Origin of the sequence: Colwellia sp. MB3u-45 (assembly GCF_014077005.1) — a bacterium.
In the GTDB taxonomy this organism is placed as follows: Bacteria; Pseudomonadota; Gammaproteobacteria; order Enterobacterales; family Alteromonadaceae; genus Cognaticolwellia.
Window position 1 is genome coordinate 1 of record NZ_JACGVC010000037.1, and the last position, 21,308, is coordinate 21,308.

Consider the following 21,308-nt stretch of genomic DNA (forward strand, 5'->3'; position numbering starts at 1 on the left):
CTTCTAACTTCTAACTCTTAACTTACAGCTTAGTAGCCAGTTTCATTGCACTAATAAATTGCGTTAACTCTTTAAGCATATTATCGTTATCATCAAGGTTTTTTTCAATGACTTTAACAACGGCAGAGCCACTAATAGCCCCTCTTGCACCTGTTGCTAAGGCGGCTTTTACTTGTTCAGGTTTTGATATACCAAAGCCCATAACCGCTGGTGCCGCTTGGTATTTCTCCAAAATATGAATAAGTTTATGACCGGTCATTTCTGCTTCGGTTTCTGTGCCTGTAACACCCACTCGACTCAAAACATAAGTATAACCAGCGCCATATTGTGCAACTTTTTCTAAGGTGGCTTCGCTAGCATTAGGTGGCGCGATAAAAATAGGGGCAACACCATTGGCTATGGCGGCTTGTCTAAAAGGCTCACTTTCACGTATTGGTAAATCGGCAATAAGTACTGAATCAACACCTGCCGTGGCTACATCACGATAAAAATTGTTGATGCCACGGGCAAAGACTAAGTTGCCATAAAGTAACAAGCCAATCGGTATATCAGGTGCATAGGCACGAACCTTGGCTAAAATATCTAAACAAACATCAGTATTAGTATTGGCTTTTAATGACCGTAATGCTGCCATTTGAATGACAATACCGTCAGCACTGGGATCCGAAAACGGCATACCCAGTTCTAAAGCATCAGCGCCAGCATCAATCAGTGTTTTAATTACAGCAAAAGATTGCTCAGCATTGGGGTCGCCAATGATCACAAAAGGGATAAAAGCCCCTTCATTTTTTTTGGCTAATTTTGCAAAGGTTTGGTCATAACGACTGCCAATTTCAGTTGCTTGCTTCATTATGCTTCTCCTCGATGTTTTACTGTACTTTTTTCGGCAGTCTCAGGCGATATAATCGCATTTACATGGGCTAAATCTTTATCACCTCGACCTGATAAGTTAAGCAAGATGATGGTTTCTTCGGTCGCTTGCTCGGCTAATTTTAAGGCGTAGGCTAAGGCATGAGAAGGTTCTAATGCGGGAATGATACCTTCACTACGTGCGAGTAATTGAAATGCTTCTAACGCTTCATCGTCGTTTATGGCAACATATTGTGCACGACCAGAATCTTTCAATTGTGCATGTTGTGGACCAACAGCAGGGTAGTCAAGGCCAGCTGATACAGAGTAAGACTCTTCAATTTGCCCAACTTTGTCTTGCATAATATAAGTATAGTTACCATGTAACATACCTTTAGTGCCAGCCACCAAAGTTGCACCATGGAGCGAAGTATCAGTACCCTTGCCGCCAGCTTCAACGCCAATAAGTTTTACACCTTCATCACCGATGAAGTCTTGAAACATACCAATAGCATTTGAGCCACCGCCAACACAGGCAATAACGTAATCGGGTAATCGACCTTCTTCAGCCAGTAATTGCTGCTTAGCCTCTTCACCAATCATTTTTTGAAACTCACGCACAATGGTTGGGAACGGATGAGGACCCGCAGCAGTACCTAATAAGTAGTGCGCGTTTTCATAATTAGCTGACCAGTCTCGCAAGGCTTCATTCACCGCATCTTTAAGCGTGCCGCTGCCCGCTGTTACGGGTATAACTTCAGCCCCCATTAATTGCATGCGAAATACATTAGGTTGTTGACGCTGACAATCTACAGCGCCCATGTAAACTCTACATTTCAAGCCTAATAATGAGCAAGCTATAGCGGTAGCAACACCATGCTGTCCAGCGCCTGTTTCAGCAATTATTTCAGTTTTACCCATGCGTTTTGCTAATAAAGCTTGTCCTAAAACTTGATTAGTTTTATGGGCACCACCATGGAGTAAATCTTCACGTTTTAAGTACATTTTAACTAATGGGTTTTTAACAATATTGCGGCACAAGGATAATGGTGTTGGGCGGCCAGCATAACTTGTTAGTAGTTTATTGAACTCTTGTAAAAAAGCTTCATCAGTTTGTGATTCAATAAAAGCTTGTTCAAGCTCTTCTAAAGCGGGCACTAGTAATTCACCGACAAACATACCACCAAACTCACCAAAGTAGGCGGGTAAGGTTTTTTTAACCTGATTTTCAGTTGTTGCTTTTAACATGTTAATAATTCCGTATTTTGGCGAAAACTTGTTGAAGTTTATCGCGACATTTAATGCCCGGGCTTGATTCAACACCTGAGTTGATATCTAAGCCAAATAATTCTTGATTGGTCATTTGCTGACAAGCTTGGGTGATATTATCGAGTGCTAATCCACCGGCTAAAAAGCAAGTTGATAAGTCTTGCTCACTATCAGTTAACGCTTGCCAATTAAAAGTTTCTCCACTACCGGCACATTTACCGTCAAGCACAATATGGTCAACATTTTTTGCTAGTGTTGGCACCGTTTGCTCAACAGCTAATGCTTTAAATATTTGACAATTACTGGCCAGTTTTTCCCGCAAGTTATCAATGTATTCTTGGCTTTCTTGGCCATGTAACTGCACAGCACTAAGTTGTAAGTCATGCGCTAATTCAAGCACCTTTTCCTGAGGATGATTAACAAAAACGCCAACATACTTCATGCTTGGGTTTTGGTTAATAATGGCTTTTGCTTGAGCTTTATCGATACATCGAGGTGATTTTTCAGCAAAAATAAGGCCACCAAATTCTGCCCCCGCATCAATAGCAAAACTTGCATGCTCTGGGCGGGTTAAGCCGCAGACTTTATTGTGACCAAATATCAATTGTCGACAAGCTAGGTCAATATCGTCTTGAGCCATGACAGAGCTACCGACTAAAAAGCCATCAACGGCAGGCGCAAGTTCTCTTACTTGTGCGTTGTGATAAATGCCCGACTCAGAAATAACGATACGATCATCCGGTAGTGTGGGTGCTAAGTCAAAGGTACGTGAAATATCGGTAGAAAGATCACGTAAATTACGATTATTAATACCAATAAGTTTTGCGTTTAAGGTAATGGCGCGCTGGCATTCTTCTTCATCAGACACTTCTGTTAAAATGGCTAAATTTAATGACCGAGCAACCGCTGCTAGTTCATTATATTCTTCATCATTTAGTACACTTAACATCAATAATATGGCGTCAGCACCATAGTGTCTTGCCAAATAAACTTGATAGGTGTCGAAGAAAAAATCTTTATTCAGTACTGGGCAGCTCACCAAGTCACTCACTGTTTTCAGATAACTAAAGTCGCCTTGAAAATATTTATGTTCGGTCAGTACTGAAATCGCGGCGGCATACTTATCATAAATAACGCCAATTTCACCAGCATTAAAATCCGCTCTAATTATTCCTTTTGACGGAGAAGCTTTTTTACATTCTAAAATAAAGCCTGCGTAGGGTTTTTCTGCTGTGCGTGTTAATGCCTGATACATGTCTTTTTTTGATGGCGTTAAGTCATCAATAAAGCTGGCTAAAGGCAGGTCTTGTTTTAGTTGTGCTATCTCAATACGTCGATTAGCGACGATTTGCTCAAGAATGTTACTCATTATGCTGCTGCTCCGGAATTTGATAGTCGAACTAAATCTGCTAAGGTTTTTGTTGCGGCGCCAGAGGCCAACACTTGCTCAGCATGTTGCGCCGCTAATAATAAGGTATCTGCCTGACCATTTAATTGCTCACGATGTAAATAAAGTAGCGCCGCGCAGTTAATTACCACTGCACTATTGTGAGCTTCTTGGCCTTTACCGGCCAATATGGCTTGAATAATATCGGCATTTTCTTGTGGTGTTCCACCTTTAATATCAGCCAAGGTATAATTTTTCAGACCAAAGTCTGTGGGTGAGATTTCTTTTTCAACTAACTCACCATGATTGATCTCAGTAACCTTTGTTTTTCCGTGTAAGGCTATTTCATCTAAGCCGCTACCGTGCACTACCCATGCGCGCTTAACACCTGTGAGTAATAAGGCTTGAGCTATCGGGTTAATTAACTCAGGGATATAAACGCCGAGTAACATAACATCCGGTTTTGCAGGGTTGACTAATGGGCCTAAAATATTAAACAGTGTTCTAATCGCCATGGCTTTACGAACAGGAGCAGCATGTTTAAAGCCACTATGGTAAGCCGGTGCATATAAAAAGCAGATATTGGCTTGTGCCAAACATTGACTAGCCACTTCAGGTGACATGGTTAAGTTAACACCTAAGGCTTCTAGTAAATCAGCAGAGCCCGACATACTCGAAACACTTCGATTACCATGTTTGGCCATTTTCAAACCACAAGCCGCTGCTAAAATAGCTGCTGTGGTGGAGATGTTAATGGTATTTGCACCGTCACCACCAGTACCCACACAATCAGCAACGCTGTTGGTTTGGCTTGGAAAAGCGGTAGCATTTGCGCGAATAGCGATAGCAGCGCCGGCAATTTCAGCCGGTGTTTCACCTTTTATTTTTAATGCAGTCAGTATCGCGGCTAATCGTTCAGGGGCAACATGGCCGTTGATCACCTGTTCAAATACATTTTGGCTTTGCTGTTGCGTTAATGAATGACCGTCAACTAAGGTATTAAGTGCACTATGAGTCATGTCATCGTTACTTACTGCCTGAGCATTTTGTAAAGCTGTGCTACTAAGTTCAGTGGTTTTCATGAGTATTCCCCTGTGCTTTATAAAGGTTTTTATTCGCTAAAGCTGATAAATGACGTAGGCTTTGTGCTAATAAATTGGTGCCAAATGTGGTAAGTATCGATTCAGGATGAAACTGAAAGCCAATGGCGGCATCCGTGCTATGTTCAATGGCCATAGGTAAAATAACTTCTTCATTGTTGTGCAGTAAACTCACCTGTGCGGTCATAGTTAATTGTTTAGGCATAACACTCGCAACCAGCGAATGATAACGCGCCACAGGTAAAGGGCTAGCAATATTGTTGAAAGCGCCTAATTGGTTGTGGATGATGTTTGATGATTTACCATGCACGACTTCAGGTGCGCGCGCTATAACGCCGCCATAATGTTGAATTAATGCCTGATGTCCCAAGCAAATACCCAGTATAGGGAATGTTCCCGCGCAAAGTGTTAGTAACGCCATTAAACAACCGGCATGTGTTGGGTCGCCAGGCCCAGGTGACAGTACAAGAATAACACCTGCGCTGTTGCTTTGCTGTTTCTCTTGCAGCTTTTTAAAAATAAAGTCAGCACTTAAGGTATTGCGATAAATGGTGTGCTGATAGCCCAAACAACGAAATTCATCCACTAGGTTATAGGTGAACGAGTCAAGATTATCTAGCATAACTATCTCTGGAAGAGACTCTGGTAAAGCGTCTGTTACAACATCAGATGATTTCATGATTTAACCTCCGGCTGTAATGTTTCGCTATTTACTATCGTTGCAGGCCTTTTTTGATGAGAAATTATCAATACTTTACCTTCTGCCTCTTTAATCGCGCTAATCACCGCTTGCGCTTTTTGTCGGGTTTCGTTGGTTTCTGATTGCGGATCAGAATCAAAAACTACGCCGGCACCGGCTTGAATTTGTGCGCGCTTATTTTTTACAAATGCTGAGCGAATAACAATGCAGGTATCCATATCACCTTCACCCGTTAAATAACCCACGGCTCCGCCATAACTACCACGGCGCTTGCCTTCAACTTCACGTATCAATGAGGTTGCTTTTACTTTGGGTGCGCCTGATAAGGTGCCCATATTCATACAAGCTTGATAAGCATGCAGCGCGTCTAATTCATCTTCTAACGTACCGCAGACACGAGAAACCAAATGCATGACATGGGAATACCGATCAACCTTTAATAATTCAGCTACGTGACGAGTGCCAGGTTGGCTAACGCGTGCAATGTCATTACGGGCTAAATCAACCAACATAATGTGCTCGGCTAATTCTTTTTTGTCTAATCGTAAGTCTAATTCGATACGGCTATCCAAGTCGGGTGATAAGCTGCCATCAGGATTAAACCCCCGTGGACGAGTACCGGCAATAGGGTAAATTTCTACTTGTCTGTTACTTTGTTGATATTTAAGCGCTGACTCTGGAGAAGCACCAAAAATACAAAATTCACTATCTTGCAAATAAAACATGTAAGGACTTGGATTACTCTGTTTTAAAGCTTTATAAGCATTAAGGTTATTTGAGCAAATCAGGCTAAAGGTGCGAGAGGGAACTACCTGAAAAATATCACCGGCTAAAATGTTCTCTTTTAAGTCATCCACTATCTGGCAAAAAGCGTCATCGTCGATGTCACATTTTAGTGTATTATCCTGACTTGCACTGACTGTGGAATTAATGTCTGGAGCTTTAAGCTCAAATGTCGCTGTTATATCAGTACATAAACTGGCTTTTATTTGTTTGATTCTAGCTAATGCCGCTGTTTTGGCTGTTTCATAACCTGTGCCGGTAAATTGGTTAGTAATTACTTCACTTGAGCGTTTTTCATGATCAATAATAATCAGAGTTTCTGCTAGGTAATAAACAAAATCAGGACAGGAGTTTTCGCTATCCTCAACCTCGGGCAACGATTCACTTATGGCCATCATATCGAATGCAAAGGCGCCACCAAGAAATACTGCGAACGGGTGTTTGTTGATGTTTTTCAGTTGATTAAACAAGCGCAAACTTTGAAATGGGTTAACAGCCAGTAGGCGTGAACGTTCATCAAGTTGTTCAGTTACTTGTGCAAAACTTGCGGTGAAAGCCTGGTTGTCACCGGTAATTGACGCGACTGATGCTAAGGCTTGTTTAGCAAAGCTAAGCGCATTTTCGCCGTTTTTACTTAAGGCAGTAAAGCTGACTATATGACCATTACAAACAATTTTAACCGCGGTATCGGTGAGCAGTAAACTTTTCAATTGATGCTTTTTATCAATTTCCGCTGACTCTAGTAACAGGGTGTTTTCTTTGTCAGCGCAAAGCGTGTGAAAGACCGCAAGTGGGTCACTTTGATAACTTAAGGTATCAGTAATAGTAACTACAGCACCAGACTCTTGATGGTCGTGTGCAGTTTGTAACGGTATATTTTTAGTATTTGTTTCAGTATTTGCTTTGGTGTTTTGTTCGGTTGTTTTTTCGGTGTTACTTTCTTGGGTATTGCTCATGGGTATTCCTACAAATAATCTATTTAAAAAAGGTCATCCAGCGTAAATAGGCAGAAGCCACCATAAGAACCAACGTTTACCTTTAATGCGCAACATAGTTATTCTCTTGTTATGTTAATTAATTCAAAATTTTAAAAACAAAAAACCCGCAATAGGGTGCGGGTTTTCGAAGTTTTTACGTACAAGTAAACATCACAACCCAGTTATCTAGAGTTATGCCACCACCAAATCAAAGAAATAGTTTTTTTTACTTGTATCATTATCTGTTTTATCTCAGTAAAATCGTTGTTATTCACTTGCCTAATTAGCGACTTGCACTTGTTTTAAGCAGTTTTAAGTCCCTATAGAAGAACCGATTCACGTAATGATGTCAACTACTGATTCTACAAATGAGAAAGATTTTTCAAACTTGCGCGTTGATCTGCACAGCCATACTAATTGCTCTGATGGCGCATTAACGCCAAAAGAGCTAATAGAACGGGCAGTTAACTTTCAAATTGACGTATTAGCCATCACAGATCACGATACAGTTAAAGGTCTTGATAGTGCAAAACAAACTATTATAGACAAAAATATTCCATTAACTTTGATTGATGGCATTGAAATATCGACGCAATGGCAGGGTTTTGAAATTCATATCGTTGGTTTAAATATTAATACTGAGCACGAGGCATTGCAGACGTTAATTTCAGCACAACAGCAACGTCGAGAAGCGCGCGCTATTTCGATGGGCGAAAAATTAACCAAGTGCGGTTTTAACGACGTTTATAGTCAAGCTAAAGCATTAGCGGGTGAAGGCTCTATTACCCGAGCACATTTTGCTAAAGTACTTTTGCACCGCGGTATTGTGAGTAAAATGCAATCAGCCTTTGATAAATATATTGGTAAAGGTCAGCGGGCTTATGTTAATCCAAATTGGTGCAGTATCGAAGAAGCCGTAACCGTTATTCATGCTGCGGGTGGTGTTGCTGTGATGGCGCATCCGATCCGGTACGACTTAACCGCTAAATGGTTACGGCGTTTAATTGTTGATTTTAAAGCGGCACAAGGTGATGGCTTAGAAGTGGTTTTACCGCAGATGAACAACGAACAGCGTAAAATAATGTTAAGCTATTGTGCAGAATATGATTTACATGCTTCGATGGGATCTGACTTTCATCAACCAAGTCGCTGGAGTGACTTAGGGCGAAATTTAGTGATGCCTGAGCAGGCCAAACCTATTTGGCAACTTTGGCAAACACAAGCAATGAGTTAATCGTCTATTTTAGTCGTTGGTAGTTAATCACTTTAAAGTACGTGAGAAATTTTAGTCACAGGTCAGTTTAATTAATCACTTAATTTAACGCCACCTTTTATGATAAACCTGTTATTTAGTTGGAGCTCATTATGAGTCAGTTTTTTTATGTTCACCCTGATAACCCGCAAGGTCGTTTAATGAAACAAGCGGCGGCCATTATTCGCCAAGGTGGCGTCATTGTGTATCCAACCGACTCTGGTTACGCTTTAGGCTGTCATATCGGTGATAAAAAAGCCTTAGATCGAATCTGTAATATTAGAGATATTAATAAAGATCATAATTTTACCTTAATGTGCAGCGACTTATCAGAATTGTCAGAATATACTCGTGTTGAAAACAGTGTTTTTCGTTTGCTGAAAAATAATACCCCAGGGCCTTATACCTTTATTTTTAAAGGCTCCAAGGAAGTCCCTAAACGGTTATTAAATCCAAAGCGTAAAACTATTGGTATCCGCGTACCTGACAATAATATTGCCCAAGCATTATTAGCTGAATTAGGTGAGCCAATCATGTCGACTACCTTGATCATGCCCGGTGATGCAACCGCAGAATTTGACCCTGAGCATATCCGCGATATTTTAGAACACCAAGTTGACTTGATTATGAATGGTGGGCATTTGGGCGAAAAGCCAACCACTGTGATTGATTTTTCTAATGATGAAGTTGAAATCATTCGTTTTGGTGAAGGCGATCCAACACCGTTTCAATAAAACGGCTTAGCATAATTAACGATTAGCCATGATCTTTTGAATATGAGCCTTTACTTGCTGATCTATGAAACAAAAATTTTTAATGTTGAAAGCTACTGATGCCCGATAGTACAGATAAATTATCTAATAAGATTACCCAAGGTAATAGTCCAGCGTCTGGTGTTATGTTGCAGCAAGTATTACCCTTTGCCTTGTTACGCGGTGAGGCCATCATTGAAAAACCACAAGATTTATTTATTCCCCCTGACGCTTTAGAAGTTATTCTAGAGTTGTTTGAAGGGCCGCTCGATCTTTTACTGTATTTAATTCGCAAACAAAAATTTGATATTCTAGATTTACCTATTTTCCCTATTACCACGCAATATATGGCTTATGTCGATTTAATGAAAGATATTAAGTTGGAACTAGCCGCTGAATATTTGCTTATGGCAGCAATTTTAGCCGAAATTAAATCACGCTTATTATTACCCAAACAAGCGGTTACAGAAGATGAGGGCGATCCAAGAGCCGAATTGGTTAGAAAATTGCAAGCATATGAAGTGATCAAAAAAGCGGCTGAAAACCTCGATGAATTACCGCGAGTTGACCGAGATAACTTTGTTGCCAATGTCGAATTAGCCGAAAATTTTGTCCCTGAAATACTTAATAACCAAGTGGATTTAGCTGAGTTAGTAACGGCCCTGCAAGGTGTCATAAAACGCACCCAAGCTTATGAACATCATCATATTCATAAAGAGTCATTATCGACTAGAGAGCGTATGGCAGATATTTTGGCAACGCTTACACAGACTAAAAATGAGCAAGCTTATCGAAATTTTAGCGACTTATTTACCGTGAAAGAGGGTAAGCAAGGTGTTGTGGTAACATTTTTAGCCATTCTTGAACTCATCAAAGAGTCGTTGATTGAGTGTGTTCAAACGCAAGTTTATGGTGAAATACACGTTTGTCTTCCTCGGCATGCTCAGCTCTAGCAAAACCTGCAGCAGAACTTATAGCAAAATTTGTAACCGAATTTATAATAGAACTTATAAAAGAATTAAGGGCGAGATTAGCCGCAATGATAACCGATAAAATACGCCACAAAGACATCGACGATGCCAAGCTACAACGCTTGGTTGAAGCTGCATTATTTATTGCCGATAAGCCGTTGTCAGTGCAATTACTTAAACGTGATTTTTTAATTGAATATCGTATTAGTAATCTTCGTATTCGTGATATAATCATTGCCATTCAGGCCCAATATAAAGGCCGTGGTGTTGAACTTAATAAAGTAGCCTCAGGCTATCGTTTTCAAACACCGACAGAGCTTAGTGATGATTTAGCGCATTTATATAAAGAAAGAGCACCGAAATACTCACGTGCTATTTTAGAAACATTAGCGTTAATTGCTTATAAACAACCGATAACTCGTGGTGAAATAGAAGACATTCGCGGTGTTGGTGTTAGTAGTCAAATCATTAAGACATTAACGGAAAGAAATTGGATTAAAACTGTAGGTCATAAGGAAGTGCCAGGTCGACCTGTATTGTATGCAAGTACGCAAGAATTTCTTGATTACTTTTCGCTAACATCACTCGACCAATTGCCAGAGCTAATGCCGATGGCAGACTTTACTCGTTAAGGTGTTTAACACTTTAGCTATAATTACCATTAGAAAAACTAAACACCGGGGTTATTTACCCTAAACTTAAAGAGACAGAGACGTAATAGTAGCCGGTTTTATACCCTGTTATCTGTGAAGTTACTGACGTAAGAGAGTTAAGACCTATGTCTGAAAAATTACAAAAAGTATTAGCACGAGCAGGTGCTGGTTCACGTCGTGAAATGGAAACCTACATTAGCGCTGGTCGTGTGAGTGTTGAAGGTAAAACCGCTTATTTAGGCGATCGTGTTGAAGGCAATGAACTTATTCGAGTTGATGGCCATCAAATTAAGCTTAAGGCATTAGAAGAAGACTTTTGCCGGGTACTGATGTACAACAAGCCAGAAGGTGAAATGTGTACCCGCAAAGATCCCGAAGGTCGCCCAACAGTATTTGACCGTTTACCTAAGTTAGATGGTAGTCGTTGGGTTGCGGTAGGTCGTTTGGATATTAACACCTCAGGCATGTTACTTTTTACCACTGATGGTGAGCTTGCCAATCGTTTAATGCATCCTTCAAAACAGGTTGAACGTGAATATGCTGTACGTATATTTGGTGACGTTAATGAAGCTATGTTACAAACCTTGCGCCATGGCGTTAAACTAGAAGATGGCACGGCGAAGTTTCAAAAAATCACTTACCGAGGTGGTGAAGGTCGTAACCATTGGTTCCATGTTGTGCTATCTGAAGGACGTAACCGTGAAGTTCGTCGTTTGTGGGAAAGCCAAGATGTACAAGTAAGTCGCTTGATCCGTGTTCGCTACGGTGACATGGAAATGAAGCGTCAGTTACCTTTAGGTGGTTGGACAGAATTAAACTTAAAAGATGTTAACTACTACAGAACACTGGTTGATTTAGCGCCTGAAATACAAAGTAAAGTTAAGGTTGACGAAAAAGCCATGGATAACGCGAAAAGTCGCAGAATTCGTCGCTCAGTGAAAAAACATCAACACCGCAGCAAACAAGCCACTAGACGTAAACGTTAAAAATCGTACTATGCTAGTGCTGAAAGTTAGTGCTGAAAAAAATGACAAGTTCAATTAACTCTCGAACTTGTCATTTTTATTTGTGCTGAGCTATTAAATATCATCTTAGCAATCGTTAGAAAACAATGAGAAAATAAGCTATGGTACGCTAAAGACCAAGTTGATTAATTATCTGCTTATTTTTAATGGTTAAAATGAAAAGCTACTGACTAAATTTTAGGCCTCGTATTTATCCATTTTTCCTGATGAGTCAGCTGATGATTTAATGAGTCAAACTTAATGAGTCAAATTGGTATAATGCAACTTCCCATTACCCGCTGTTAACGTTTCAATGTAACAACAAGCGATTTTCTTAGTATTTGGTTTATATAGGATATTACGTGCAAGCAACTCTTGAAAGAATTTATGTCGAATACTCTGAGCAATTACATCTAGTTTGTCAACGCTATTCCCAAGCAAGTGTACTTGCTATTGATACTGAGTTTGTGCGTACACGAACGCTCTATCCAAAATTAGGGCTGATTCAAATAAACGACGGTAAAACCTTAGCCTTAATTGACCCAGTCGCTTTACCAGACTTATCGCCTTTTTGGCAATTACTTGAAAATCCGAATGTGCAAAAAGTGCTGCATGCCTGCTCTGAAGATCTTGAAGTTTTTCTTACCGCAGGTAATTGTCAGCCTTTAAACTTAATTGACAGCCAAATTATCATGTCATTTTTAGGTCATGGCATATCCATGGGCTATGCCGCTATGATCGCGCATTACACGGGTATAGAAGTGGACAAGTCTGAATCTAGAGCCGATTGGATGAAAAGGCCGCTAACACAAAAGCAACTGAGTTACGCGGCGGCTGATGTTGAACACTTGTTTGATATTATGCCTAGATTAATGGCAGATATTGAACAGTCGGGTTGGCTGGCGGCAGTAAAAGAAGAAAGTGATGTCATGGTTGAACGTAAGTTTAAAGCTATTGATGAAAGCCAGTTGTATCTCAATGTTAAAATGGCTTGGCGTTTAAACCCACCGCAACTTTATCGACTGCAGCAATTAACCATTTGGCGCTATCAACAAGCTAAACTAAAAGATCGCCCCATTGGCTTTATTGCTAAAGATCATACCTTATTAGCCTTAGCGCAAATTAACCCCAGTAATGTCGGTGCTATGTCGAGCATTGAAGGTGTTGAATTACTTGATATTCGCCATAAAGGTAATGCTATGCTGACGGTATTAAAACGTGTAGCTGAAGCACAAGATATTAAATTACCTAAGCAAATAACTCGTCTTGACGAATATCCTGGATATAAACAGAACTTTAAAAAAGTTAAAAATTATATTAACGAATTAAGTACACAAACCAACTTATTGACAGAGAACTTAGCGTCTAAAAAACAAATAAATCAATTTCTTTCTTGGCATTTTAAGCTCAATGATGCAGAGAACAATCCCAACATGGTGGATATTATGCGCGGTTGGCGTAAGCCCTTGTTAGGTGATAAATTGCTCGCATTTGTTGAGAATGACTTTCAATAACTTAAGTATCAGTTAGGTATAAATTGCGCTTAACTGCTGCTTGAATTACGCTCAGTAGAGCATCATATAACAAGTAAAGACGCTGTCGTCTTGTAATGATAACTTTACTCAAAGTTTGCTAAGATAAAGTCAAGTTAGCATGCTTTCATAACCCATTTTTAATCATAGGTCTCCATTATGCTGTGTAGTGTTTATAAAAGTTCCAAAAAAGTACAAACCTATCTTTTTATTAATAAACGAGATGATTTTTCTGATGTGCCTGAAGCCTTAATGAAAATGTTTGGTAAGCCCGTGATGGTTACTGTGCTTAACCTTGCAACAAAAGTGAAGCTGGGCTTTTCTGACCTTGATAAAGTAAAAGTAAGTTTAGCCAAACAAGGTTATTACTTGCAACTAACGCCGCAGGAAGAAGATATGTTAAAAGCGCACAAAGTTAATATGCAAGGTAGTGATGATAGTCAAGGAGAACAATCATAATGCGCTCTATCAACGCGATAAAATCAGTAAAAATATTATTACTTTCACTTTGTTTAGCCTTATGTTCACAAACTAGTTTTGCTGCTGACAAAGCCGCGACAAGCTCAGAAATTAAAGTCAGCTTTGAGCAATATATTGTTAAGCTCAAGCAAGAGGCGCTAGCTAAGGGCTTTGAGCAAGCGTTAATTGATGAAGCTTTTGCTAATGTTGTATTTCATCAACGTGCGGTAAAAGCTGATCGCAATCAGCCTGAAACGGTTGAAACACTTGATACTTATTTGCCAAAACGCTTACCCGATTGGAAAATAAAGCGTGCTAGAGCAAAATATAAAGAACACGAAGTGCTGCTAAAAAAAGTAGCGGCAGAATACGGTGTGCAACCGCGTTTTATCGTCGCGCTTTGGGGGCTAGAAACTAACTTTGGCAAAATAATGGGTAACTATAATGTTATTTCTGCGTTATCAACTTTAGCCTATGAAGGACGCCGCGAAGTCTTCTTTAAAAAGCAGCTTTGGGCCGCGTTACAAATATTAAAAGAGGGCCATATTGATAGCGCCAATATGAAAGGCTCTTGGGCCGGTGCTATGGGGCAAAATCAGTTTATACCCACTTCTTTTGTCGGCTATGCCGTTGATGGTGATGGCGATGGCAAAAAAGATATTTGGGCTAACCAAGCTGATGTCTTTGCTTCAATGGCAAATTATTTGAAAAAACAAGGCTGGAGTGATCAACTTACTTGGGGCCGCCAAGTTAAACTACCCAGTGGTTTTGATAACTCGTTAGCTATTCCTAAAAATACTGGCGGTCGCAAAAACTGGCTAAAAGCTTGGGCTAAAAGTGAAAAAACCTTGGCACAGTGGCAAGCTTTAGGCATTCGACGCAGCGACGGTACTAACTTACCTGTCGTTGATATTAAAGCCGCCTTAGTTTTTCCTGATGACGAAAAAGGCCGTGCTTATTTGGCTTACAGCAACTATAAAAGCTTGATGCATTGGAATTTATCTTATTACTTTGTTAGTTCAGTTGGACATTTATCAGATCAGATTAAATATCCACCTATTCAATAAAAAGTATTAAAAATAAAGTATTAAATAGCACATATTAAAAAATAATAGAAAGTAATAAACAGCGATAATTAGCCCTATGAGTAAAAAAAGTAACCGTTCGACAATAAAATCAAAAAAAGTACCGGTCGAACGTTTTTGGGAAACCAAATCATTAGATGAAATGAGCAGACCCGAATGGGAGTCATTATGTGATGGTTGTGCTAAGTGCTGTTTACATAAATTTATTGACGATGAAAGCACCACAGACGAAATGGATCTGATGCCGACAACGCATATTACTGAAAGCGAGCAAATGAGTTACTCGAGCATTGCTTGTCATTTACTTAATGATAAAAGTTGTCAATGTTCTAAGTACGAGCAACGTACTGAGCTTGTGCCAGATTGTGTGCAGTTAACCCAAGATAACTTAGATGATGTATTCTTTATGCCAACAAGTTGTACTTACCGTCGTTTAAAAGAGGGCAGAGGCATGCCGTCTTGGCACCCGTTGTTACACAATGGTAAAAAGTCAGCTATGCACCAGGCAGGTATGTCAGTTCGTGGCAAAATTGTTAAAGATAACGACGTTCAATTAGAAGATTTTGAAGACTACATTGTTCTATGGCCGCTACACGATATAGATTAAATCGTATCATACCTGGCTATTTATATTTTGCTGATTAGGTTAATAGCCAGCTAAACAGTTGACGGACTAAAGTTAGACCTACAAAAGATCACAAAAAAATTCAACGCGTCATGATCACACTCAGGCATGATGTAGGTTGCACTTTAGTCCATCAGGTTAAATGAAATTTGACCTTTTTTTGGTTTAAACGCGAAGACAAAAATAATACTTGCTGCAGATAGCTGTGATCCCATGACGTTCACCACTTAACGGTTGACGGACTAAAGCCCGATCTACAAAAGATCACCAAAAAATTCAACGCGCATGATCACACTCAGGCATGATGTAGGTTGGACTTTAGTCCATCAGGTTAAATGAAATTTGACCTTTTTTTGGTTTAAATACCGAAGAAAAAAATACTACTTGCTGTAGATGTTTTTTGCTCATCAAGTTTATTGCCAGCTTAACGGTTGACGGACTAAAGTCCGGCCGACAAAAAAATCAATGAACACTAGGTTACCCGCTGTTGTAGAAGCTAAATAAAGATAGAAAAATTTGGCAGTAAGTCTTATTTAATAAAAAAGTATCAAAAACATTCCAAATAAAGTTGGAACCTGACTTTGTGGTGCGCAAGAGCGGAAGAAAAATTTTGAAATTTTTTATATAGGTAAAAGTCGACTGTACACCCTTGATTTGACTTAAGCAGGTCGAAAGTTAACTTGATTATCATTGGCATAGCAGCCATTCCCAAAATTGATTTTTAGACTAATATCATGATCAAAAAATCAAATACAATTGTAGAACGAGAATAATCTCTATGACTGCTGCAAGCTCATGCTGCCGGTGGTAACCCCTATCAGAACGCTAACTGATGCCACGAAGCTAATCTATTCTTCAATTAAAATTAACTAATCTAATGATAACTTAGATACGTAAGAGGACTTTATATGTATATTTATATATCGCTAATTAGGTAGATATATTAACGTTAATAAAGTAGTATTCTAGCTTTAAATATATGAAATATATGAAATTAATAAAAGTGATTAAATTACTTGGCAGGTAAAAAGGTCACCAAATAGTGAGAGTTGTACTGTCGTTGAGCTTTAATTTCAAACTCTATCATTTTTTATTGATTCATATGTTTATTTTAAATTCAAAAAATTAACATCAAGGAGTAGTTAATTTGAACCATCTATCTTTAAAGAGCATTTCACCTTTTGTTTTAGCACTAATAATCACAGCCTGTGGCGGAGGAGGTGGTTCATCGTCAACCCCTTCTACACCTGAACCAGTAAAGAATCAGTCACCATCAGCAAATGCTGGTGCGAACCAAATAGTAAATGAAAATTCTGAGGTATCCTTATTAGGTGCAGGCTCTGACTCAGACGGAACTATTGCTAGCTATATCTGGACACAAAGCAGTGGAACAGACGTAATATTGAGCACTAGTGACTCAGCTAGCACTTCGTTTATAACACCGGAAGTTACCAATAACGAAGTATTTACTTTTACACTAACGGTAACCGATAATGAAGGTGCAACTGAGACCGATACCATTACGATTAATGTTAATAATGTCAATATATTGCCATCAGTTGACGCAGGTGAAGACCAAAGTGTTTATAAAAATGATGTAATAATGCTTAGCGGTATTGGAAGCGATACAGACGGAAGCATCGCACAATCCAACTGGATTCAAACGGGTGGCACGAGCATTACCCTAGAGAATAGTGATACCGCTTCAGCTTCTTTTATCCCAAGCAACCTCACCGCAGACGAAACGTTAATCTTTCAATTAACCGTTATTGACAACGATGGTGGAGAAGCATTTGATTCCGTAAATATTACTGTTTTTACAGATTCAATACCAGAGTTGTCAGCAGATAAAATCCTTGTAGAAGTAGAGCAATCGAGTAGTGAAACAATAAGTTTTACAGCCATAGATGATTTAATGACAGAAGATGACCTATACAACAGCTTAACCTTAGAATGTGATAGAGATCCAAATGAAAGCTTTGATATCAATATAAACTACAATCAAATTTGGTTTGGTACGATGGGTTCAAAACCTAATTATGAAGAAGATTGTGTTGTCTCAGTCACCGATACTATAGGACAAACTGCCAGCGTAACCTTTACCCTGAAAAAACTTGAAGATACGCCAGCCGAGATACTATCATTTGATGGTCCTCAAATACTAATGTCAGGGCAAACGGTTGAAGTTACGGTGATAGGCGATGGTAGCAAAATAGAATTACCACTAGAAATAACGGACAGCAATTTCGACCCTATTGAGGGTATGCTAACCGCATCTTATGAAAATAATAAGATTACAATTATAGTTGCAAGCGACGCACAAACCCCCGATGAAGGTTTTGTTTTTTATATTGTAGCGAATACACGGTCTGAGCTAGGGTCAAGAGGAAGAGGTAATACCCATGGTATTCGCTTAGTCAAAAGTACAACACCTTATGACAATTTAAAAGTGGCTTTTGAAAGAGCTAAAAACGAATTCAAACATTCGCAAGATTATTACCATCTAAAAATGTTCACGCTTGATTATGCACAAAACAATCAACTAATCACCGTAGATGAATACGAAGAGCAGGTTGCGATAACTTATGCACCTTCAGCGCCATATGAGTTCAATCAAGCTGAAAGAGCTATTAACAATCTAATAAACTACTTACCCAGCGAAGTCAATGACTTAGCCGTAAAACTAAATAATGTTGATCCTAGCTACTTTGATTTTGATTATTTCTATTGGCAAAATAGCGCATTTATTGAACTTTATGGCAAAAGCAATTTTCCGTCGTCACCTGAATACAATAGTAAAAAATTACTCAGCGACAATAGCTATTCAAACCTAATAGGTGATACGGCTATTGGTGCCTACGTTGATGATGTTTGGACGTTTAATGCTGGCTATGAATATTTGCAAGCCGTAGTTGATATGAAACATTGGTTAAATGGGAATGATGAATTACAAACCAGTAGCGCTGTAACCCGTGAAATGGCGATGCAACTGCGTGACCGCGCTAAAGAAGATAAATTAAAACTTGGTTTAGCAAATGACGCAATGCAAGAGCGATTAGTTTATCCACTTGGCTTTCGTTCAGAGAAAAAAATTACACCATCAATTAATGTAAATAAAAGTTCAGTGATGGCGCAAAGCAGCGAAGATCCAATATTTAATGATCCCTACTTTAAAGACCAATTATGGATGAAAAATCAACCTGTCTATAAAGGCGCGCAAAGCCTGTTGAAGTTAAAGGATACTTTCACTGAAACTCGCACCTCTCGTATTGCCGTTATTGATGGTAACTTTATTCCTACGGATGAAATTAACTTTGTTGAAGGTTTTGATGCGATTGAAATGGATAATGAACCATTTGTGACTTTTGAAGAAGCTCAAGCGGGTGATTATGCCTTTCATGGCATGGGAGTATCATCAGTTATCGGCGCAATTAGCAACAATAATTACGGCATTGCTGGCGCTTTAGCAAACGTAGAAATAGTACCTATTCGCGTTTTTGAAAATGGTCGATTTGGTAGTAGTAATGATGCGGCTAATGGGATACGTTGGGCTGCTGGCTATAGCTTTGAAGGTGTGCAAGACATTAGCTCACCGGTTGATGTTATCAACCTTTCTTTAGGGAGTGGCGGCGAGTGTAATAGTGATTACCAAACAGCCATTGACTATGCTTTAGCAAAAGGCGTCATCGTGGTGGCTTCTTCGGGTAATGATTTTGGCAATGTTGCCAATGCGCCTGCAAATTGCCGTGGCATTGTTGCTGTTGGCGCCAATGATATTAATGGTAACCGAGCTGATTTTAGTAATTACGACATCAATGGCATCATTGACGCAAGTGCTGTCGGTGTTGAAGTACCTGTTTTAGATATTATTATTGGAGACACCGCCTTTGAAGAAACCATCAGTTTATGGGACGGAACGAGTTTCTCAGGGCCCATCGTTGCTTCAGTACTAGCTTTAATTAAACAAAACTTAGAAGGGTTTCCTACAGCCCTCGCTCAACAACATATTAAAAATAGCTCAGGTAATTTTAACCGAGAATGTGCTGATTGTGGGCCGGGTGTTGCTAATAGCGACGCCGCGGTGAATTCAGCTATTGCTCAACCCGTAAAAGTGACAGCTGAAATCGTCAATAAGTACCACGACTACACTGATGGGTATAAGCAAGGTTACTTGAAAGCGCAAATAGATAATGGAGCTGATGCTTGTACCTGGTGGGGCGTTACGCTCGATAACGATATAGTGTTTGACGACGAATACGCATTGAAGCTTTCAAGTGCTAGCCAGGGTTATGCTTTATCTGGGGTAGATAATCAGTTCAACGATGGATCCCTTGGTGATGTGACGCTGGAGCTATGTAGTAATAGTTCTTGTATTGCTACGTTAGAAACCACGAACAATCTAACTAAACCAGGAATTTGCCAGTAAATAACCATTAAATGAAAGCAAACTAATAGACGTTTATGTTAATGAAAACGTCTATTAGTTTATAATTTTAATTCCCCTGGAACCTAAATGAGTTTAATGCATGAATCGAGGGTAATAGCTCTATTTTAATATATTTTTGTTAAAAATAACGAGAGGTTACCTTTAATTCCAATACTAATGACGTCCACTTATAGCGAGAAGTGGAATATTTAAGATCTGCACTCCTACCTTCCGTTTTGCGCACAAAGTGATCGTTAGTAATTCAAAAGTATATGACCTGCTTTGGTAGCTTAGTTGTCTGTTAGTCTAGATGACTCAATGTGGTTGTTCAGCCGTATCCAATCTAGATAAAAGTTAACTTCAATTTTTTGAAAGGTATTTTCATACCTAAATGTAATAATTCCAGTTTCGACTTTATTTAACGGTTTCCAACTTTATTTAGAACCCACAGCTGTAAAAGCCGCTTTGACTAAAATACTCATTTTCTCCCTAAAGCTTTAAGCAATTCACTTTATAACCGAATAAGGGTTGTTCAACAGAGCCAAATAAGTAAACCCGGTTTGCCATGAAAAAATTCACCTAACGCAAGATAACGACAAAGTTTGTGAACATATCGGTCAACTCTAATGTGCATAAAAAGTGCTAACTTGTCGTGCTAATCAGGAGTTAAGCGTCGGTATACTTGCACATAATTAACCGCTAGGCTGGATGTTGTAGACCAGGTTTTAGTGAATAAGTTATATGCCATGCCAATGCCGGTTACTAACTGTAATCGACCGTTTGCAGCCATGTTATTTAATTCAATCGGTTTAACAAAAGCATGCCAGCTGTGGGTGCCAATGGGTAAATATCGCATAATATATTCAGCACCAACAATGGCGACCAAGTAAGATTTAATCGTGCGATTGAGTGTTGCCATGATGACACAGCCATTTACTTTACATAATTGACTACATTGCTTCAGTAAGTCTTGCTGATTGGGTATATGTTCAATGACTTCAGCATTAATCACTACATCGTAGCGATTTTCATCGTTTGTACTAGTGTGTTGAGCATGCTCGTGACGATACTCAATATCAAGTTGAGATGTTAAAGCATGACGTTTTGCGACTTCAACACTCATTTCGCTAACATCGATGCCCACCACGGTAGCGCCTGCTTTTGCCAAAGGCTCACAAACTAAGCCACCACCACAGCCCACATCTAAAATATGTAAGCCTTGCAGAGGATTTAGTGTGTTGGGGTCACGATTATAAAATGTGCAAATTTGCGCTATAAAATAAGCTACTCGCACCCGATTAAATTCAAGTGCGGTTTTGTACTGGCCGTGTGGATCCCACCAACTTTCAGCTAATTTATCAAATTTGGCAATTTCTTTAGGACTATAATTACCGGTAGAAGTGCGTTCAGTGCTATCATTTTGGACGGGATTAAGCTTACTTTTGTCTAGCATGGTAATATTATCCTTTTAATCTAATGTTAAT

17 protein-coding genes are annotated in these 21,308 nt (G+C 39.4%); 10 read left to right on the plus strand and 7 right to left on the minus strand.

All coding sequences use genetic code 11. The features are described 5' to 3' along the window. Window positions 1-22: 22 nt before the first annotated feature. Genes trpA through H4J41_RS02310 form a run of 6 tightly spaced genes read right to left on the minus strand, consistent with a single transcriptional unit; the run spans window position 23 to window position 7,044 of the window. On the minus strand, window positions 23-850 hold the full coding sequence (gene trpA / locus H4J41_RS02285) for a tryptophan synthase subunit alpha (RefSeq protein WP_182136359.1): 828 nt from the start codon (window positions 848-850) through the stop codon (window positions 23-25). Beyond that, window positions 850-2,097: a tryptophan synthase subunit beta gene (trpB, locus tag H4J41_RS02290; RefSeq protein ID WP_182136360.1), complete on the minus strand. Its 1,248-nt coding sequence runs from the start codon at window positions 2,095-2,097 to the stop codon at window positions 850-852. The genes trpA and trpB overlap by 1 nt, the downstream gene beginning before the upstream one ends. A 1-nt stretch (window position 2,098) precedes the next feature. Further along, window positions 2,099-3,487, minus strand: a complete 1,389-nt coding sequence (gene trpCF / locus H4J41_RS02295; protein WP_182136361.1) for a bifunctional indole-3-glycerol-phosphate synthase TrpC/phosphoribosylanthranilate isomerase TrpF — start codon at window positions 3,485-3,487, stop codon at window positions 2,099-2,101. Further along, complete coding sequence (gene trpD, locus H4J41_RS02300) at window positions 3,487-4,524, minus strand: anthranilate phosphoribosyltransferase (RefSeq protein WP_182136414.1); 1,038 nt, start codon at window positions 4,522-4,524, stop codon at window positions 3,487-3,489. Before trpD ends, trpCF begins: the two co-directional genes overlap by 1 nt. Window positions 4,525-4,573: 49 nt before the next feature. Continuing rightward, window positions 4,574-5,284 carry an aminodeoxychorismate/anthranilate synthase component II gene (locus H4J41_RS02305; RefSeq protein WP_182136362.1) on the minus strand — a complete coding sequence of 237 codons (711 nt, stop codon included), beginning with the start codon at window positions 5,282-5,284 and terminating at the stop codon, window positions 4,574-4,576. Next, entirely contained in the window at window positions 5,281-7,044 is a 1,764-nt protein-coding gene (locus H4J41_RS02310; protein ID WP_182136363.1) for an anthranilate synthase component 1, read from the minus strand. The genes H4J41_RS02305 and H4J41_RS02310 overlap by 4 nt, the downstream gene beginning before the upstream one ends. A gap of 364 nt (window positions 7,045-7,408) precedes the next feature. Between H4J41_RS02310 and H4J41_RS02315 the strand changes: the two genes are divergently transcribed. From H4J41_RS02315 to H4J41_RS02360, 10 genes are all read left to right on the plus strand, one after another. Then, entirely contained in the window at window positions 7,409-8,299 is an 891-nt protein-coding gene (locus tag H4J41_RS02315; RefSeq protein WP_220460844.1) for an RNase RNM, read from the plus strand. 131 nt (window positions 8,300-8,430) lie between these two features. Next, window positions 8,431-9,051 (plus strand): L-threonylcarbamoyladenylate synthase, encoded by a 621-nt coding sequence (locus tag H4J41_RS02320; RefSeq protein ID WP_182136364.1) that lies wholly within the window; start codon window positions 8,431-8,433, stop codon window positions 9,049-9,051. A 98-nt stretch (window positions 9,052-9,149) separates the two neighbouring features. After that, window positions 9,150-10,022: a ScpA family protein gene (locus H4J41_RS02325; protein ID WP_182136365.1), complete on the plus strand. Its 873-nt coding sequence runs from the start codon at window positions 9,150-9,152 to the stop codon at window positions 10,020-10,022. A gap of 86 nt (window positions 10,023-10,108) precedes the next feature. Continuing rightward, window positions 10,109-10,672: an SMC-Scp complex subunit ScpB gene (gene scpB / locus H4J41_RS02330; protein WP_182136366.1), complete on the plus strand. Its 564-nt coding sequence runs from the start codon at window positions 10,109-10,111 to the stop codon at window positions 10,670-10,672. 146 nt (window positions 10,673-10,818) lie between these two features. Beyond that, on the plus strand, window positions 10,819-11,679 hold the full coding sequence (rluB, locus tag H4J41_RS02335) for a 23S rRNA pseudouridine(2605) synthase RluB (RefSeq protein ID WP_182136367.1): 861 nt from the start codon (window positions 10,819-10,821) through the stop codon (window positions 11,677-11,679). Between the two features lie 380 nt (window positions 11,680-12,059). Beyond that, window positions 12,060-13,211: a ribonuclease D gene (gene rnd, locus H4J41_RS02340; RefSeq protein WP_310649800.1), complete on the plus strand. Its 1,152-nt coding sequence runs from the start codon at window positions 12,060-12,062 to the stop codon at window positions 13,209-13,211. A gap of 177 nt (window positions 13,212-13,388) precedes the next feature. Beyond that, on the plus strand, window positions 13,389-13,688 hold the full coding sequence (locus tag H4J41_RS02345; protein WP_182136368.1) for a YcgL domain-containing protein: 300 nt from the start codon (window positions 13,389-13,391) through the stop codon (window positions 13,686-13,688). Further along, window positions 13,688-14,755, plus strand: a complete 1,068-nt coding sequence (locus H4J41_RS02350) for a lytic transglycosylase domain-containing protein (protein WP_182136369.1) — start codon at window positions 13,688-13,690, stop codon at window positions 14,753-14,755. Before H4J41_RS02345 ends, H4J41_RS02350 begins: the two co-directional genes overlap by 1 nt. 76 nt (window positions 14,756-14,831) lie before the next feature. Next, on the plus strand, window positions 14,832-15,380 hold the full coding sequence (locus H4J41_RS02355; RefSeq protein ID WP_182136370.1) for a YcgN family cysteine cluster protein: 549 nt from the start codon (window positions 14,832-14,834) through the stop codon (window positions 15,378-15,380). 1,165 nt (window positions 15,381-16,545) lie between these two features. After that, complete coding sequence (locus H4J41_RS02360; protein ID WP_182136371.1) at window positions 16,546-19,824, plus strand: PKD domain-containing protein; 3,279 nt, start codon at window positions 16,546-16,548, stop codon at window positions 19,822-19,824. 655 nt (window positions 19,825-20,479) lie between these two features. Here the strand turns inward: H4J41_RS02360 and ubiG are convergent. Beyond that, window positions 20,480-21,277, minus strand: coding sequence for a bifunctional 2-polyprenyl-6-hydroxyphenol methylase/3-demethylubiquinol 3-O-methyltransferase UbiG (gene ubiG / locus H4J41_RS02365; RefSeq protein ID WP_182136372.1), 798 nt, complete (start codon window positions 21,275-21,277; stop codon window positions 20,480-20,482). Between the last annotated feature and the right edge of the window lie 31 nt (window positions 21,278-21,308).